General features: G+C 58.0%; 17 protein-coding genes and 1 pseudogene. 8 read left to right on the plus strand and 10 right to left on the minus strand.

Translation table 11 applies throughout. The features are described from left to right. Positions 1–1122: 1122 nt before the first annotated feature. Together QA643_RS10560 and QA643_RS10565 are read right to left on the minus strand one after the other, a co-directional pair. Positions 1123–1425: an H-NS histone family protein gene (locus QA643_RS10560; protein WP_349253262.1), complete on the minus strand. Its 303-nt coding sequence runs from the start codon at positions 1423–1425 to the stop codon at positions 1123–1125. Positions 1426–1502: 77 nt separating this feature from the next. After that, positions 1503–2117, minus strand: coding sequence for a PEPxxWA-CTERM sorting domain-containing protein (locus tag QA643_RS10565; RefSeq protein WP_283033102.1), 615 nt, complete (start codon positions 2115–2117; stop codon positions 1503–1505). 261 nt (positions 2118–2378) lie between these two features. On the opposite strand from QA643_RS10565, the gene QA643_RS10570 reads away from it, so the two are divergent. After that, a complete protein-coding gene (locus tag QA643_RS10570; protein ID WP_283033103.1) occupies positions 2379–3119 on the plus strand; it encodes a hypothetical protein in 741 nt (246 codons plus the stop codon). A gap of 770 nt (positions 3120–3889) precedes the next feature. Here the strand turns inward: QA643_RS10570 and QA643_RS10575 are convergent. Beyond that, positions 3890–4033 (minus strand): annotated as a pseudogene (locus tag QA643_RS10575) (VapC toxin family PIN domain ribonuclease); the annotation flags it as partial. A gap of 254 nt (positions 4034–4287) precedes the next feature. Between QA643_RS10575 and QA643_RS10580 the strand changes: the two are divergent. From QA643_RS10580 to QA643_RS10590, 3 genes are all read left to right on the plus strand, one after another. Beyond that, entirely contained in the window at positions 4288–4971 is a 684-nt protein-coding gene (locus QA643_RS10580) for a PEPxxWA-CTERM sorting domain-containing protein (RefSeq protein ID WP_283033104.1), read from the plus strand. A gap of 83 nt (positions 4972–5054) precedes the next feature. Then, complete coding sequence (locus QA643_RS10585; RefSeq protein WP_283033105.1) at positions 5055–5327, plus strand: H-NS family nucleoid-associated regulatory protein; 273 nt, start codon at positions 5055–5057, stop codon at positions 5325–5327. 802 nt (positions 5328–6129) lie between these two features. After that, positions 6130–6435, plus strand: coding sequence for a hypothetical protein (locus tag QA643_RS10590; protein ID WP_283033106.1), 306 nt, complete (start codon positions 6130–6132; stop codon positions 6433–6435). Between the two features lie 127 nt (positions 6436–6562). On the opposite strand, the gene QA643_RS10595 is transcribed toward QA643_RS10590, so the two are convergent. The 6 genes from QA643_RS10595 to QA643_RS10620 form a co-directional block, all read right to left on the minus strand. Further along, complete coding sequence (locus tag QA643_RS10595; RefSeq protein ID WP_283033107.1) at positions 6563–8062, minus strand: glycosyl transferase family protein; 1500 nt, start codon at positions 8060–8062, stop codon at positions 6563–6565. A gap of 3 nt (positions 8063–8065) precedes the next feature. Next, complete coding sequence (gene wecB, locus QA643_RS10600; RefSeq protein ID WP_283033108.1) at positions 8066–9193, minus strand: UDP-N-acetylglucosamine 2-epimerase (non-hydrolyzing); 1128 nt, start codon at positions 9191–9193, stop codon at positions 8066–8068. A 786-nt stretch (positions 9194–9979) separates the two neighbouring features. Further along, positions 9980–10180 carry a hypothetical protein gene (locus tag QA643_RS10605; RefSeq protein WP_283033109.1) on the minus strand — a complete coding sequence of 67 codons (201 nt, stop codon included), beginning with the start codon at positions 10178–10180 and terminating at the stop codon, positions 9980–9982. Positions 10181–10522: 342 nt separating this feature from the next. After that, on the minus strand, positions 10523–11194 hold the full coding sequence (locus QA643_RS10610; protein ID WP_283033110.1) for a PEPxxWA-CTERM sorting domain-containing protein: 672 nt from the start codon (positions 11192–11194) through the stop codon (positions 10523–10525). A 241-nt stretch (positions 11195–11435) separates the two neighbouring features. Further along, positions 11436–12455 carry a hypothetical protein gene (locus tag QA643_RS10615; RefSeq protein WP_283033111.1) on the minus strand — a complete coding sequence of 340 codons (1020 nt, stop codon included), beginning with the start codon at positions 12453–12455 and terminating at the stop codon, positions 11436–11438. Positions 12456–12592: 137 nt separating this feature from the next. Next, positions 12593–12997, minus strand: a complete 405-nt coding sequence (locus QA643_RS10620; protein WP_283033112.1) for a hypothetical protein — start codon at positions 12995–12997, stop codon at positions 12593–12595. Positions 12998–13260: 263 nt separating this feature from the next. Between QA643_RS10620 and QA643_RS10625 the strand changes: the two genes are divergently transcribed. Further along, positions 13261–13608, plus strand: a complete 348-nt coding sequence (locus QA643_RS10625; RefSeq protein WP_283033113.1) for a hypothetical protein — start codon at positions 13261–13263, stop codon at positions 13606–13608. Between the two features lie 52 nt (positions 13609–13660). On the opposite strand, the gene QA643_RS10630 is transcribed toward QA643_RS10625, so the two are convergent. After that, entirely contained in the window at positions 13661–13924 is a 264-nt protein-coding gene (locus tag QA643_RS10630) for a hypothetical protein (RefSeq protein WP_283033114.1), read from the minus strand. 312 nt (positions 13925–14236) lie between these two features. Between QA643_RS10630 and QA643_RS10635 the strand changes: the two genes are divergently transcribed. The 3 genes from QA643_RS10635 (at position 14237) to QA643_RS10645 (ending at position 16519) form a co-directional block, all read left to right on the plus strand. Then, a complete protein-coding gene (locus tag QA643_RS10635; protein ID WP_283033115.1) occupies positions 14237–15580 on the plus strand; it encodes an undecaprenyl-phosphate glucose phosphotransferase in 1344 nt (447 codons plus the stop codon). A gap of 275 nt (positions 15581–15855) precedes the next feature. Further along, positions 15856–16236: an H-NS histone family protein gene (locus QA643_RS10640; protein WP_283033116.1), complete on the plus strand. Its 381-nt coding sequence runs from the start codon at positions 15856–15858 to the stop codon at positions 16234–16236. Between the two features lie 34 nt (positions 16237–16270). After that, positions 16271–16519: a hypothetical protein gene (locus tag QA643_RS10645; protein ID WP_283033117.1), complete on the plus strand. Its 249-nt coding sequence runs from the start codon at positions 16271–16273 to the stop codon at positions 16517–16519. Positions 16520–16557 lie beyond the last annotated feature (38 nt).

Below are 16557 nucleotides of genomic sequence, written 5' to 3' on the forward strand. Positions count from 1 at the left end.
TGACACATTCCGCTTGTTCTCTTCGACCCGTCAGCCTGGTTTCATTGAAGCGTCGAACGACTTATCGCGAATGTTCATGGGAAACCCTGCAATGCGGGTCGGAGATCGAGTGCAATTGAGCGAACTCGGTACTTCGCGTGCTCCGAAATCGCGAAGCAAAAGGGGCGTAGTCGTTAAAGCAACAGCAAGCTCGCGCGAAGGGTCTCTACACGTTTTGTTCGACGGCAATAAGAGGCCTACCCGAATTCACAGCTCTTACTTAAAAGCAGCCGATCCTGGAAGCGTGATCAAGACCTGAACTTTGAAGGCCGCAGAAATACGGATTTCACTCAGGCCTTAATCCGCGTCTTCATGGACATTCGCTGGGATTGTTGTCTACTTGTGCTTGGCCTTTGGGCGCACCATTGTTCGCGGCATATCTTTTACGACCATCAAATCAGCCCGCGGGCCCGAGCCGTTTGGATTAGTTCAGCCCAGGGTCCATTCTACCGCTCTAAATAATGCCAAGCCCAGAAAATAGACCCAAGCGGTCATCCCCATGCAGGCGACACAGCCATAAGCGATAACAACCGCGTATCTTCTTACTCCGCTCGGGAGCGGGGCTAGCCGGACCTCGGCCGTCTCGCCGGCAACCGCCGAAACGTTAGAGGTCTCGGTCGGCAACAGATGGACGTGTTCACCCAAGTCAATCTGGGTTGCCATCTAACGAACCTTGCTCTCGACCGAGGCGTAAGATCCGTGTAGGTCGGCCAGCTTAGCTTCCCGTAAAGCCTCAAGTGCATGTGTGCTTGCGCGTAGCGCAATAACTTCGTCCAAGAGCTGATGGAGATCCTCCGCCACCCAACGCGATCTGGGTTGCGTAAGCAATGGGCTCTTTTTTATGGTCATATTGAAGTCCCCCTCAAGGCGACCTCACGGAGGCGCGGCGAACAAACGATCAGCCCAGGAGACAGTTCCTAATTTTTTGCCGGGTTTTCCCGGACCAAGTATGTCGTCATCCGGCGGGGGAGGACATCCTTGTGGCAGCTGCAGCCGGCCGAGCCCAACAAGGGGCTGCTGTCCGCGGCAGCTTGATGACGTCACCCGGACATATCCGCCCCATGGAGGAGGGACTGCGTCTAACTAGATTCGGAACTCATCCCGATTTCTTCCGGAAGCTATGAGTGTGGCTAACCACCGTGGGAGTTTGCCACGCCCCGACCAGGTCTCTGCAGGATTGTCCGGATTCCTAAACCTCGGAACGACGGGTGGATACGGACGACGACTGTCACTTGAGCCGCCGCTGGACCTCCGGCTGAGCTCATCCAGCTGCTCCTGAAGCTTGCGCCTCTCAGCCTCCAGCTTTCGATCAAGAATAGGAATTATCCGCTGGTGCAGATCCCAGAGATCGTCCAGCGACATCTTCTCCAGAAAATCCTTCCTCATCGTCACACCCCATTGGGGCAAAGTGACTCATTTTCGTATAAATGAACCGTAAAGAACGTGAACCAGCCGCTCGTGGCTTAGGCTATCGCAGGTGCTTTGCTCTGCCGACGATAACCCATATAGCCCAAGGCAGCGAAGCCAAGCAGCATCATCGCCCAAGTAGACGGCTCAGGAACGGCCGCGACCGTAAACACAAACGCGTGGTCGAAGTAGTTGAAATCGCTGTAGGGGAAAGTCAAATCTTCGAATGCCACATACGTGCCGGCTGGGCTGCCAGCGAACGCTTCGCCGGCTGCAGCGGTGGTCGAATAGATGTGGTTGCCATTGCCTCCGTTGAGCGCGGGATCGGAGTACCACGTCGCGTACCCGGTGACGAAATCTACAAAGGTGAGTACGTCTCCAGCTTCGACACGTCCAAAATTGAATGACTGGCCAATGGCGCTGGCATGGTTGTTTAAACCAGCCAGACCGGTCGATATGCCGTTGACCAATAGACCAAGCTGATTTTCCAGTGCGGCTCCGCTGCCGGCAAAATATGCAATAAGATCCCCGGTGGAGGCGGTCGTAAAGCTGTAGGTCTGGAGGTTCTCCGATCCGCTATTCGGGTAGACGATGGCCGCCGAGGCGCTATTCGCCCAGATCGAACAGGCTATGGCTGCAGCAAGGGTTGCTGGACGAAGCATGGCTCTCATAAACCCACCCCTTTGCCGTCTTTTCCCGACTATTAAATAGAGATTAAATCCGACGTCAACCCGACAAACCTCAGTCTTTAGTTCCGTGGCGGCAGTGTCGCATTGTTCCAAGCGATTGTTCCACAAAGAACAATGTACATTGCCACTTGTTCCCGGACATTGAATTAATTCGTGACTAGTTTTTTCCCGAGAAATCAGGAACGATAAAGTGGGGCTGCGATTGCAGTGGGGCTGAAACCTCTAGCTCAATCGGAGATCTCCATGATCCGGCCACTTTTGATGGCAGCGGCTGCTCTCACAGTCGGGCTGGCCGCTGCCACACCAGCTCGCGCAACTCTGGTGTTATTGGACCAAACCGCGCTGCAGGGACAGGGCGTCGGCGCCGCCACGACCCTTCTTACCCTGCAAGCCCCGGGCGCCTCCACAACTGAAAGCGGCGGCGTTCTCTTCAATGGCACGACGTTTGGAAATGCCCAGACGGGAGCGTCGCAGTCCACGACGTTCACATTTGCCAGCCTCGGGATCACCTCCGCAAACCAGCTGGCGCTGATCGTCAACCTCGCAGAGCCTGGATCGGAGAGTCCACCATCGGTGACCACGGCTCTGAGCCCACTTGCCACCAATGCTACGCTTGCCAATGCAATCACGTTGAACGTCTACAGTGCAAGTGGCGCGCTCCTGGAGCAGCACACCACGGCAGCCGGTCAGACGCTCAACCAGTTCCAGGGGGGTGTTGGTGGATCAGGGCTGGTGTTCGGGCTTACACCGGCCGAGCAGACACAGTTGAACAACACGATGGCGGCCAATGCCGGCCTTGAAGTGTTCACGGTGGGTGCCACCTTCGCCAACGCTCAGGGCGGTCTTGATGTCATCCAGGCCGGCATTCTCACGCCTGCGATCCCGGAAGCCTCCACCTGGGCAATGATGGTCCTCGGCTTTTTAGGGGTAGGTCTTGTTGCCTATCGCCGCCGGGGACAAGGGCCTTCATTCCGCGTTGCCTAAGTCGGCGTCTCACCGATAGTGCTCAACAGGGCAGCCTGCCCCTGTTGAGCACTTAGATTTCTCTGACTACAATATCCGACGAAGCAAGTTTTATACAGCGACTCAGTTCAGTTCTTCTGCGGTTCAAAGATCCGCGGAGGGGGCCATGCTGGAGCCAGATGAGGTTTCGGCGTAACTCCGGCTCAACGAGCTGGAGTGGGGTAGCAAACGGATTGCCGGAAGCTCGGGATTAGTTGCAACACGGCGAAGGACTGCGTGGGAGCCGGCGGCTGGACGCGCGGCGTATGTGAACTCCCAAGATTGGAACGAGCCCGTTGACGAGATTGACTGGGAAGCAAGAGCCGTTCGTCTCTTAATCGAAGCGGTATGCGATGCCGCGCCACGGCCTCCGACTTAACGCCAGGGACTAACTTTCGGACGTGCATGTGGCTTGCGCGTCGGGTCATTGACCGCTCCGCGCCCCAGAACTCAAGCGCATCGCGTTGGTGTTTTGGAGTTGTTGTTTGCGCGCAAGTGATTCCTTAAACAGGACTTTTGGACCGGCCACATCACCCGGTGCCCGCACTTGAATTACCGTCTCCCGCGGACGCGATTAAGCGTCAGGCTGCCGGATAGCCGGAGATGCACCGCCGGAACTTCCGCGGCGAGCCCTTCGGACGGCCCAGCTGCCCGAGCACGGGCTGACCGATAATCTGTAGGATGCGGTCTGCAAGGCGCCGGCAGCTTGTTGCGAGAGGCAGTCAACGCGGCGCGCCCGTTGTCCCTCAAGGAATGCCGCGCCGAAGTTCGGCGATCGAAGCGATACGGATGAACATCCGGCCCTGGTCAACGGCATCAACCCAACCGAGCACTTCCAGGTCGGGCGCCGGCCGCTGGACCGACGAACACAGAACTTGCGCGTGTAGAAAGAGCAAGCAGCTCGCAAGAGATGCGAGTCGACCTTCGCTAGGTTGTAAGGTTCAGTTTGCGTGATCTGTTGTTTCGTCGCGCCCTGCCTGTCTCAGAACGAGGCGGTAAATAGCACCTGCAAATCGCAGCGGCGGCGCAGTCCCTGGCCGATCTATGCCGTTCGGTATATGGCCAAGGCCGGGCGAGAACTTTAATGTTCGATTAATAGATTAAAAAGCCGTCTTATTGCCTTTCAACCAGCACGATGTGGAGTTTTCTCATGTTTAACAATTTTGTTCGAGGCGCGGTTCTGGCGGCCGTCGGGGCAATCTCACTTACCTTAAGCTCACCAGTTAAAGCCGATCTCGTGATTACAAGCGTGAACGGCAACGGCTCTTTCGATTACAACGTCCTCTTTAAAGACGTATATACCAACGTCGCTCCCGGTGGAGAGATTCTCGGATACGGGAATGGAGCGAATGGGCCCCAACTGATCACATTTACCAGCGGTGATATTCTCTCTACCGGTCCGCAAGGACAGGCAGTCATTCAAGCCGGAACTACCGGAGGGGGCGTTTTCGACGATCTCAGTTTTGCGGCTTCGGGAGCGGCTACAGGTTTCACCAGCCTGCTATTCAATATCCGTACCGATACGGCAACCCAAGTGCAATTCTCGGGCTTTGTCGACGCTCTAGCGGGCAGCTCGGAGACCCTCTTTAACCTGACAAACGGTAGTAATTTCTTCCTTGTAACTGCAACAAATAATCAATTGATCAGGTCCGGCACCTTCACCGCCATAGGTGGAAATTTCGATTCAATTGAGCAGATCCGGCTTGACGCTGCAGCCATTGCTCCGGCCGTCCCCGAGCCGTCGACCTGGGCCATGATGATCCTTGGCTTTGCAGGCGTCGGCTTCATCGCATATCGCCGTCGCTCCTACGGCACAACACTTCGTATCGTGTAATTCTATTATCTGCTGGAAAAGGGCTCCGCTGGGGCCCTTTTTACTGCATCATCATATCTTGCTCCGCGGCGGGAGAGCGGACGATGGCTCATGTTAATTTCGAATCTCTTCAGACTGATGAACTCTGGGCCATCCATGAGCAGATCGGCTACTTGCTAGCGAGGAAATTGCAAGCAGAGAAGAGCGTGATTGAAGCACGGCTCGTGGAATTGCGAAGGCGTTCCAATTTGCATCCGAAGTTTCAGAACCCGGATGAGCCCTCTCAGACTTGGTCCGGTCGCGGCAGGCCGCCGAAATGGGTCAGTAGCTTGCTCGCGACAGGCAAGACGATGGAAGACCTGCGTATTCTCAGCTGAGATGGGCGGCGCTTGGGTCACATTTAGGAGTCATGTGTGCGCGGTTCACAAGATCTACTAAACGATCTTCAAGCGTTGCAGCGGGCAGTTCTGGCCCTCTCAGAAGATCTTGATCAGATCGAACGCAGGCCTCACTGGTCGCTGCGGATCGCAAGCGAGGATTCGTCACCCGACAGCAAAGGTCTGGAGCAGGCCATATCCAACTTTGCATCTGCAATGGCGCGCTGCGGTGGCCCAGCGGCGAACTTGCGACGCAGCCGATCGATTAATGAATTCCAGGGAAACGAGCCCGTTTAAATCAGGGCCGTCCAAGCTCGTCTGCAATTTGTTGGGAGCCGGCTCTCGTACGGAGCTGGCAAATCGGAGCCACAAAACGGCAAGAAGCGAAGTCGTTTGTGGCGGCGATCTGGAAGCTTCGAATCTGGTGCTCCGCGATACGGAAATCCGGCTCTCAATAAAACACCATCCTGGTACCCGACACGGCAGCACGGGTTGGCGTAAGTTACTATTGAGACGGATTAGGAAAAAGTGAATGAAAACAACGGCTGGCCGACATCGGATTAGACGGGATCAGCCGAGTCCGGAGCTTCGGACGGATGGCGCCCTTGACCGCCAATTTTTCCAAAAAAGCAAATTCTACGGAATTTATTAGGGCGAAGTTACTGATGTGAGGAGAGGCGCGGGTCAGGTTTCCAAAAACGCCGAGTTCGATAAAACTGTAACGGTCGGTTTGAGCCGCGGGCAATAGTCCGCCGGCCAAATTCCCCCCGAGAGCCCGCGAGAGGCTTCTTGGGGGTGTTTGATGTTTTCACGTGATCTGGCTAGTTCCTCGAGCAGAGATGCGATTGACGGCTTCGACGCGATCTGTAGTGCGCTCGACCGGGGCCTCGATCCCGCCGGGACAAAGGGCTCGAGGACTAGTGACTTCCTCGCCATCGCCGCAGGCTGGCTCGTTCTCGGGGCGGTTATTCTCTACCCCTGCCTCCAACTCGTGGCGATCGTGATCTGCGCGGCATTCCTCGGAACACGTTCGTTTGCGCGTCTCATCCTTGGTCCGAGCCCGGCCGAAAATCATCAGCCCGAACGCCAGACCGTGCTGGCGGCCTAGCGCCTTTCCGGTTCTGATCGAATCAGAACCAGGCTTCGGTTTCTCGTTCTGACGAGATTTCCTGGTGCGAAACCGGTATCCATCCCGGATCAAGTCCGGGGCAGGCTTTCGTTTGGCAACGCCATGGCTATTCGGCTGCCGCACCATCGGCGGCCACCGCCGGCCGTGGCAGGGTGAGATCCCCCATATGCACCGGGTAGGAATGGGATGTCTTGTCCCACACCAGAGCCGTGCCGGAGATCCGGTGGCTCAGATAGATGCGCACGGCGCGCCAGGTGGCGAAGAAGTTGACGAAATTGCCGACGACAAGCCGCGGCGCGGCCATCAGCGCGTGGCGCAGATTGTAAATCATGCCGGTGAACGTCATCCGGTTGAACAGGCGCCAGACCAGAAACAGGAAGTTCAAAAAGAACAGCCACATCGCCCAGTCCTGGTTCAACAGCGAATAGACGAACTGCTTCTCGGGATCGAACGCCGCCCGATAGAGTTCGAAGATCGTGAGATTGGCGAGCGCAAAATAGGCCAGCATGACTGCAGGGCTGGTGATCACGCCCTTTCGGTCGCGCGCCAGGAAATACTTGGTGCCGAGCGAACCTTTCCAGCCGTGCTCCTGGGCGCCCTGGAAGACGATGCCGAGCAGCCAGCGCGCACGCTGGCGATAGGCGGCCTCGAGGCCTGACGGAAAGAATTCGCGCGTCGCCACCGGAAGCGTCCGGTGCAGAATGCCCGGATTGCCGCGGTCGATATCGATGTCGATCGCGTAGCTCGCCGGATAGGTGATGAAGGCGGACTTGAACCCGAGCTCGGAGACGCGGAACGCGATGTCGTAGTCTTCCGTGAACGCGGAGGTACGGAAGGCCTCGCCCTGATTCTGGTCGTTGAGATGCTGGATCGCCTCGCGGCTGAAGCAGGCCGAGACGCCGGCGCAAGGAATGACGCCGCTGATTCGCTGCCGGACCTCGAGGTCCTTGGTGTGCATCTCGGCGAACTCGTCCATGTAGAGCCCCGCGATCAGCGAGGTGATCGGCCGCGAAAACGAGTAGACCGGCAGCTGGATGAAATCGTAGAGGTCGACCAGCTTGTTGAAGAGCTTGAGCTCCAGCGGATGAATGAGGTCCTCGGAATCGTGCATCACGATTCCCGCGAACTGGATGTTCCGCTCGGCCTCGAACATGAAGATGTCGGAGATGGTCTGGTTCAGGCAGTCGGCCTTGCTGGTCGGGCCATCATGCGGCACCAGCACCATGTGAATGTTCTTGTAGAGCGCCTGCGCCCTGCGCACCTCGGCTTGGGTCAGTGGATCGTTCAGATAGACGCCGACGAAGTAATGCGCATGCTCGTAGCGCACGAGCCGCGAATTCGACGACAGCATCGAAAAAATGACGTCATGCTCCTTCCAGCAAGGCACCATGATGGCGATCGGTCGCTCGGGCAGTTGCTCGAGGATCTCCACGCTCGGCAGCTCCTTGGACTTAGCGTCCGCGGTGCCAATCAGCCTGCTGCTCCAGTACAGCAGGTCGACGAAGAGATCGTCGATGCTTGAGATCGTGATGATCACGGCCGCGATCAGCATCATGATCTCGACGACATAGAGGTACTGGAAGATGAAGGAGGCGACTTGTGTCATGAGCTAGGACGCGTGCTGAAGCTGAACGATTTCGGCGGAATGCATTTGCGGCGGCAGGACGAATTTCCGGTAGAGCGCCTCGACGATCCGCTTGCTGGCGTGGCCATCGCCGTAGGGAAACACCGGCCGGGCCATGCGGGCATATTTCGCGCTGTTCTTGTTCAGCTCGAACAGGGCGCCGAACACCGCATCGCGGGACGTGCCAACCAGCTCCACGACCCCCGATGCCACTGCCTCGGGCCGTTCCGTCACGTCGCGTAACACCAGAACGGGCTTGCCGAGCGCAGGCGCCTCTTCCTGGAGGCCGCCGCTGTCGGTCACCACGCACCAGGCGTTCTGGATCGCGGCGACGACGTCGCCATAGCCGAGCGGGTCGACCAGCCTGATTCTGGGGTGCCCCGAAAGAATCTCGATGGCCGTCTCGCGCGCGTTCGGATTGGGGTGAACGGGAAAATACACCGCGGTGTCGGGCGTGAGGTCGACAAAGGCCCGGATCGCCGTGAAGGCGTCGCGCAGCGGGGCGCCGAAATTCTCGCGCCGGTGCGCCGTGAGAAGGATGGTCCGCAGGCGGGGAAAGTCGGCGGGCCGCGCCGGCTTCGAGGCCGCGACTTCCAGCAGCGAATCGATCACCGTATTTCCGGATACGAGGATCTTCTCGCGCGCAATGTTTTCGCGCACCAGGTTCTGCGCGGCGGCCGAAGTGGGCGCGCAGTGCAGCGAAGTTGATACGGCGATGGAACGGCGATGGAATTCCTCGGGGAAGGGCGCATCAAGGCTCGGAGTGCGCAGTCCGGCTTCCACATGCACAAAGGGAATTTTGCGGTAGAACGCCGCAATCGACGATGCATAAGCGGTTGTCGTGTCGCCCTGTGCCAGAACGCAGTCCGGCCGGACTTGTCCGAAATATCGGTCCAGGCGGCCGATCAGCAGGCTGGCGAGCGCCGCCGGCGTGTGACAATGGCTCCGGTGCCGGATGGAGAGGTCCGGGCGCAGGTCGAATTCGGCCAGGGTGCTGTCGAGAAGGTCGCTCTGCTGGCCGGACGTCACCACGCGAACCATCGCCCATTCAACTTGCCGCAAGCGGCGGATGATGGGGGCTACCTTGATGACTTCGGGGCGGGTGCCAACCACGAAAACGAAGCTTCGAACAGGCGTCGAGTGGCTGAAATGCTCTCTGCGAGGGTGATGCATACTTGCTTTCTAAAAACGATCGCATCGTTCCCCGCGACACGAAAAAACAACCGAGATGCCGCCCCATCGCCAATCCATCCGACGGCACGATTGAAATCATAGGTGTTTTAGCCCGCAGCTATAATTCAGACAATTGATTTAAATGGATTTTTCGGAGATTACCGTGGAAACCGCACGCGACTTCGATGCATGGTAAATGTACGGTGCCGTAAATGTACGGGCGCCGCGGTTTTTCGTGCGCAGGATTAAGCGTTTAAACTCTAAAGCCCGCCGAATGACGGCCCCTAATCGCGGGAAGGAAACGCTCAGAATCGTCGGCCGTCGGCCGAGGCCTTTGCGATCAGTTCAGCGCCCGTTTCAGGACGCACATTTGCGATGGGGCCGTCGTCTGCGAGGCGTGGGGGATAGTCGCGCCGGCAGCTCGGGCGGAACGGCCGGGTGCACGCGCAAAACACCGGATTAATTCGCGTTCTGCTTTCCGAACTTCTTTACGAAGCTGTTGAAGTTCGAAATAGGCTTTTTGAACGTTGACCGACATTAATATCATTCTCAACCAATACCACTAGAAGTGAAGCATAGCCCATCGGCCGGTTGGGTCACAACGTAACAATGGAACCGGTAATGGCATATAACGGCAATCCCATATAGATGGGCTTGCTCCATGTCCCACGACATTATCGCCTAAACGTGACGATCGCGTGGCCCAGCTGGCGGCCGCCGCTGGATTTAACGCAGAACGCCACGCTGTACGGCAAAAACAAAATGATTGACGCACGTTTCCAGTCCGTCCCGTCGTTCTCGTTCGAGATTCTCGGCCGCTAAACGCAGGGAAGGATGCGGCCTTTGCTCGATCACGTCGAGGTCCGCAGAAACCGCCTCGAGGGCGAATCGCAGTCGTCTCAATTCGGTGCTGAGTTTGGTATCCACGGCCGCCACCGTAGGAAATGGAATTAATCAATTAATGTTTAAAGTTAGGATATAATGTCGGGCCAGTCAACTGCTGCAGAATCTGAAGTTTCCGCAATTTCAGAAGGTTACTTTGAACGTGAGTTGATCCTTTTATTCAGATAGTGTCCCAAAATCAGACACCGGTCCTACCCGTTTTATAGCCGCCTTCGGTCGTTTTGGCGCCATTTCAAATATCAGGGCGGTTTCGCGCGTCAGCACATGCAGATTTTCCGCCAGGGCCGCTGTCCCTCGTCTGCGAGACCCCGTGGAAAACGAAAAGGCCGCCCGAAGGCGGCCTTATTAAATCGCTCGCCTCGCCGATCAGGCTGCTTGACACGAGATCTGGTTGCGGCGGCGATAGGCCAGGAAGCCGACACCGGCAAAGCCCAGTACCATCATTGCCCAAGTCGAAGGCTCCGGAACGGCCGAGACCTGCTCGTTGAATCCCGTTACAAGGCCTTGATTGAACGCCTGGTAGGGGTAAGCGGAAAAACGCCCGTTCGTCTGCGGATTGTTCGCATCGACGTCGAGAAACAGATTTCCATCTCCCGACAGGCTGGGATTGTAAACCGTCAACATCAGATATCCGTTAGCCGGATTGTAGTTGAACGCCTGCGAGAGCGCGAATTCGAGCTTTCCATTTGCCAGCGCAGGAAGCGCGCCCGAGTAAACCAGGGACGATGGGTTGGGGAAGGCAACATTGGTTGCGTCGAAATTTGCGATGCTGGTGGAAGCAGATACGTAAGACAGGTAGAGCTGGAACTGACCCGTCGCCGGGGTGCCGCCCGGCGTCTTCGAATTATAGAAGGTGAGCGAGTTGATATTTATGGAGCTCAGCCCCGCATACACCTGTTGATAGGTGGATCCACCCAGGTACGTGTCGAACGGTATGCTGTTCGAGCTTTCCGCCGTACCGACGACGATCGCGTGAGAAGGCACGACTGCTGCGCCCAAGAAACCAAGCGCCGCCGCGGCGCGAAGCAAATTTTTCATCGGAAACCCCAAGCCTGTTAAATGGATCGCATTGATCCGTCGTTTCTTTGCGTCGCTCGCGTTTTACTCGCACGAGCGGCGCGCGGACTATGGTTGGGGTGTATGACAGCTGGACGACAAATATTTAAACGCGCGATCTATTCGCCATGGATGAAAATCAAAGCATCCAATCGGCAATATTCCAGCAAGATCGAACCGACACCTGAACGTCCCGAAAACCGAACAGGCTTCGCCGTGTGACCTAGCTGGAAGGGGTGTTGCGCCAGACGCTGGCCTCGTAACCGTCGATGACCTGCGAGGTGTGGGTGAACTCCTCGAGCTGCCGCAGCGGCTCGATGATCTTGCGCGCCACCAGCACCGTATTGGGCTCGGCATTCTTCTGCATGTGCCCGGCGACATCGATGACACGGTCGGAGATCGTTTCGAGCGGCGTAGAGTCGTCGAAGTAGACGAGCCCCGCATTCACGCCGCAGCGAACCGCGAAGTCCGCCTTCGAGAGCTTCACTTCGCTGTTGAAAACCTTGAGGCTCTTGATGACGTCCTTGCCGGACTGGCAGGCGTCCTCGACATGGGCGAAGCACGCCATCACGCCGTCGGGCGTCCATGCTGTCTTCAATACGCCTCTGGCGCGGAAGATGCTCTCCACGAGCTTTCGATATTCTTCGAAATCATATTGGATGGAAGCGGGGTCTTCGCCGGCCTTCATTCCCGCCGATCCGACCACGTCGATGGCGAGGAAGGCGACTTCGCGGCCGAACGTATCGAGCTTCTTCTTGGTTTCGGCAAATACCCTGAGCAGCTCCTGACGGTTCACGGCCTTGCCGCTTTCCGCCATTCGCAGCGTGGTTTCCAGTTCGGCGTCCAGCTTGGAGCCCGGCTTCACGCCCTCTTTGCGCCGCCAGGCCTGCGCCGACTTTCGTAGGAGCCGCCGGTTCTGAGCGGTCTGCGCGCGCTCGGCGAGTGCGCCCGAGAAGATCGTGATGACAATGGCGAGACCGATCAGAATCCAGTCGGACCGATCGCTGCCGGCGATGTTGGTCGGCACGTAGCGATGCAGCACCGGAACCGATTTGCTGAGAACATATTCGCGCGCCTCGAACAGCTTAGCCGGCACCGTTGCGTTCTTTGGATTGTCGAACAGGACAAACAGCTTCGGCCCCACGAGAACGATGATCAGGGCGAGCGTCGCGACGCCGAGCAGTTTCCTCAGTCCAAACAGCAAATGAACCAGGATCGATTTAGGAGCTTCGCGATGAACCACTTTGATTGTCCCCAGGCAGGGCGGGCGAGACGATCGGATAATCGGTCGGCCCGCTTATAGCTTGCCATCTGCTTGAGTGGCAAATCACTCCGCCCCGTCAAGAGGATAACCTTTCGAATGCGTCGGCGGCGCTGCCGTCAGGCGGATGGCGGCTTGTCGTCGTCCGTATCGGCGACCATCTCCAGGGCAGACATCGCCGCAGCCTTCAGGCGGATCGGATCTCGCTCGCCGTCGCCCGCTACCTTCAAAACGGTCGCGGCGAGCAATCGAAGCTGGTGGTCCGATGCGCCTTCAGGCAGCGAGGCCTCGGCGTCTTCGAGAGCCCGCGACATCAGCTCGATCGTTTGCGGACCAAAGGAAGGGCCGCCGAACTTGCCGTGGTCCAGTTCCTCGATGAGGCGGCGGGCCTTACCGGTCTGTTCGGTGTGCTCGGCGGGACCCGCCGCGGCGTTCTGCGACGCTTCCGGTTTCGGATCGGACGCGGGACTGCCGCCTGGGTGCGTGAGCCTTTCAGGCAGAACCAGTTCAAGAGCAAATTTCAAGGTGTCTCGAAATCTCATCTTGCGGCTGTCCGGTCGTCACCTCGGCAGATGCTTGGCAAGCCTACACGCTTGCACGGTCGTCGCTAATCCGAAAAATACGAATCATCCGGAAATCCAGACTTCCGGATTTTCGGGAAAATGCAACGTTGTTGATCATGCAGCGGTTCGATAGGCTGCGCAAAGCTTCTTTGCCGCCGCTGATCGGGCGGTCCGCTGGTTCAGCAGGCAGTGCAGCGAACCGGTACGCTCAAGGAGACTTCGATATGGCACGAGCTTTCAAGGTTCGCTCCGCAGCGCGCGATGCCGAGACCGACAGCGAACGGCTTAGTTCGATTTCGGCCGCGATCGAGACCGCGATCGCTTCGATCCGGAAGGAGCGGGATGCGTTGCGGGCACGGGTTGATGCGGCGCGCGATCAGGCGGCGTTCGCGACCGGCACGGATTACGACGAGTATCTGACGCGCGACGCCAAGGATGCCGCCCGGATCAAGGAATATGAGCAGCAGATGGCAAGCGGCGAGCAACGCACGCAGGAGCTCGAACGCCAGCTTGGCGGGCTCGATGCCATTCAGGAAGCCTTCAACCAGCATTTCGCCGGCAAGGTGCGTTAGCACTGACGGCCGCGGAATCCCGATAAATCCACGTTTAAATCGTAGCGTGGAATTATGCCCGTTCTGAGTGCCGAATATTGAACCGGGACCGCAGATGCAGATAAGCCGGCCGGGTCGTTAACCCCAGGAAATAGCCCAGCTGAACGGCGATAATGGGAAGCGCAACGGCGGCCAGGCCGTCCAGCATGCCCTGGCCATTGGCCCATGCCGAAATGATGTACGCGCCGGCGCCCAGGACGGAGAGCGGGAGCAGCGCCAGGACGTTAAAATGAAGCCCCACATAGATGCCGGCACCGCAGGCGAGGATGGGCAGCATGTGTCTTCTCGTTTTCAGAATACGGTTAAAAGCGTATTCAAATACTTATTAAATGTTGCGTCGCACTCCCGCCAAGTGTATGGTTCTCGATATTAACGAAGAGTTACCAGGGCCTTTGAAGGCCAGCCGGTTTATGGTCCTAACGCCATAATCGGACAGTTGGTATCAGTGATACTGCGCGGGCATTTTCTCATGTCGATCGGAGCGGATTTTGGCGACAAGGTAGGCCGGCTCGACCAATCCGCTGGCGGTCCTCCCGCTCGGTTCTCAAGCAACGCAGTTCCCTACATTTTGTCGACTGCGGATGCCTTCGTGATCCTGTTGTCCAGCTTGGCGGGGGGCATCCTCTATCAACTGTCCATCGGCAACGACGTGCCGAATATTCTTCCGCATTGCGCCGTCGGGCTGCTCGCGAGCTTCATCCATATCCTGCGCATGAGCGGAAGCGGCTATTATGATTTTCCCGACAGCGCCAAGCCGCGCGTCGAGATCGGCCAGATACTGATCTGCTGGTTTACGACGGGGCTGCTGCTCGCGTTCTTCGCGTTTCTGCTCAAGGTCGGCGTCGATTATTCGCGCGGCGCCTTTGTCGTGTTTTATTTCGTCGCGCCGGTCGGACTGCTTGCCGTCAGGAAGGGGACCAAGGTTGTCCTCGCGTCAGCGGTTTCGCACGGCGTGATTGGCCGGCGCGACATCGTGCTGATCGGCGATCTCAACGAGATCGCCGCGCTGGAGCCGCGGGATCTCCTGGTATTCTTCGGCACCGCCGAGGTCAGCCGCTTCACGCTCAGCGCCGAGGACGATCCGAAGGCGCGGGAGGCGACCGATGTTGCGGTGATTAACGCGGCCGCAAACTTCGTCAGGCGCAACAATTGCGGGGAGGTGATGCTCGCAATGCCTTGGGAGGACGCGGGCCGGCTGGAGTTCATCCGCGAGCACGTCAAGACGCTTCCCGTGGCGGTGCGGCTCTTGCCCGACATCAGAGTTCGAACCCTGACGCATTATGCGTCGTCGGCGCGGCAGCGCGTGTTGGCTATCGAGATTCAACGTGCGCCGCTGAGTGCGGCTGAACGCTTCGTCAAGCGCGTGATGGACGTCGTTATCGCGGTGCTGGCGCTGGTGTTCTTTCTGCCGATCATGGCGCTCACGGCTATGGCCATCAAGCTTGACAGTCCCGGACCGGTTATTTTCCGGCAGTTCCGCAAGGGATTTAATGGCAAGCAGTTCATGATGCTGAAATTCCGCACCATGACCGTCCAGGAAAACGGACCCTCCGTGGTGCAGGCGACGCGTGACGATCCGCGCGTCACGTCCATTGGCCGGCTGCTGCGGTCGGCTAGTATCGATGAATTGCCGCAGCTCTTGAATGTCCTCAAAGGCGACATGTCGCTGATCGGCCCGCGCCCGCACGCGCTCGCGCACGACAATTATTTCGAGACGGTGCTGAGCGAATATGCGTTCCGGCATCACGTCAAACCCGGCATGACCGGGTGGGCGCAATGCAATGGCGCGCGGGGCGGTACACCCACGATCGAGCACATTTCCGAGCGCGTAAAGCTCGATCTCTGGTACATCAACAACTGGAGCTTGTGGCTCGACGTCCAGATCCTGATCAAGACTTTCTTTGAGGTGCTGCGTAAGCGCAACGCTTACTGATCGAGGGAATCTCTACGGAACCAAACCAAAGGTTGTGGCTTCCCCCGGAAATTTCGTGATCTGGAGCTTTGTGGCCGCCCGCTTGTCTGGCGAACGTCAGGGAGTCCGTTGAGGTTTTGGGCCTGGTTGAGGATTTTGCAGATATTTGAACTACTTATGTCAAATACCGCGCAGACCCGTATCTTGCGGAGATTTTCCCCTAATCCTACAATTTTGCTGGAAAGGCCCGGCGCGGGATTTATAGTTCACTTCGAATCGTGATGGTCGCGGGCGGGATGAACAAGAAGCCAAATTTCGATGGAATGTCGGTAGACGAGTTATGGCAGCTCCACGAGGAGCTGAGTCAGGTGCTCTCGGTTCGATTGACCTCGGAAAAGCGCGAGCTTGAAAAACGCCTGGCGCAACTTCGGCGCGAGAAGGAAATGCGCCAGACCGAAACCGCCGATCCGCAGCGAGCCCCACGCGAGCGTCGCAAATATCCGCGGGTATTTCCCAAATACCGAAATCCCGACGAGCCTTCCGAAACCTGGTCGGGTCGCGGGAAACAGCCGCGCTGGCTGACGGCCGCGCTGAAGACCGGTCACAAGATCGAGGAGTTCGTGATTGGCAAGCAAGAAGGCGGCGGAAGCGAAAGCCCTCGCCGTCGCCGGGCATAACGATTTGCCGTCGCGAAAATCGTCGGAGGCTCCCATGAAGCTCGCGCTATCTGCCGCATTGTTTCTGGCCCTGATTGGAAGCGCCGTCGCCGGTCAAAGTAACGTGTCAATCGGCAAATTGCGCCTGGCCGATGCCGCGTCTGACGCCTGCTTCGCCAATTGCGCCAGCCAGAACGATGCCTGCAAGCGGGTCTGCCCGACCACGCTCGGCGCTCCCTGCCAGAGCGCCTGCGACAGCCGGGCCCAGACGTGTCGGCAAGGTTGTCAGAGCCAGAGCAGATAGCGGATCGGCCGCGGCCGCTTAGGTCTGCTGTCCGCGAT

This window comes from Bradyrhizobium sp. CB3481, assembly GCF_029714305.1.
Lineage (GTDB): Bacteria > Pseudomonadota > Alphaproteobacteria > Rhizobiales > Xanthobacteraceae > Bradyrhizobium.

What these genes read in the sequence shown, in the direction of transcription:
- QA643_RS10560 (WP_349253262.1), bottom strand. Translation starts at nt 1,425, where the DNA reads ATGAGGAAGGATTTTCTGGAGAAGATGTCGCTGGACGATCTCTGGGAT.
- QA643_RS10565 (WP_283033102.1), bottom strand. Translation starts at nt 2,117, where the DNA reads ATGAGAGCCATGCTTCGTCCAGCAACCCTTGCTGCAGCCATAGCCTGT.
- QA643_RS10570 (WP_283033103.1), top strand. Translation starts at nt 2,379, where the DNA reads ATGATCCGGCCACTTTTGATGGCAGCGGCTGCTCTCACAGTCGGGCTG.
- QA643_RS10580 (WP_283033104.1), top strand. Translation starts at nt 4,288, where the DNA reads ATGTTTAACAATTTTGTTCGAGGCGCGGTTCTGGCGGCCGTCGGGGCA.
- QA643_RS10585 (WP_283033105.1), top strand. Translation starts at nt 5,055, where the DNA reads ATGGCTCATGTTAATTTCGAATCTCTTCAGACTGATGAACTCTGGGCC.
- QA643_RS10590 (WP_283033106.1), top strand. Translation starts at nt 6,130, where the DNA reads ATGTTTTCACGTGATCTGGCTAGTTCCTCGAGCAGAGATGCGATTGAC.
- QA643_RS10595 (WP_283033107.1), bottom strand. Translation starts at nt 8,062, where the DNA reads ATGACACAAGTCGCCTCCTTCATCTTCCAGTACCTCTATGTCGTCGAG.
- QA643_RS10610 (WP_283033110.1), bottom strand. Translation starts at nt 11,194, where the DNA reads ATGAAAAATTTGCTTCGCGCCGCGGCGGCGCTTGGTTTCTTGGGCGCA.
- QA643_RS10625 (WP_283033113.1), top strand. Translation starts at nt 13,261, where the DNA reads ATGGCACGAGCTTTCAAGGTTCGCTCCGCAGCGCGCGATGCCGAGACC.
- QA643_RS10630 (WP_283033114.1), bottom strand. Translation starts at nt 13,924, where the DNA reads ATGCTGCCCATCCTCGCCTGCGGTGCCGGCATCTATGTGGGGCTTCAT.
- QA643_RS10640 (WP_283033116.1), top strand. Translation starts at nt 15,856, where the DNA reads ATGAACAAGAAGCCAAATTTCGATGGAATGTCGGTAGACGAGTTATGG.
- QA643_RS10645 (WP_283033117.1), top strand. Translation starts at nt 16,271, where the DNA reads ATGAAGCTCGCGCTATCTGCCGCATTGTTTCTGGCCCTGATTGGAAGC.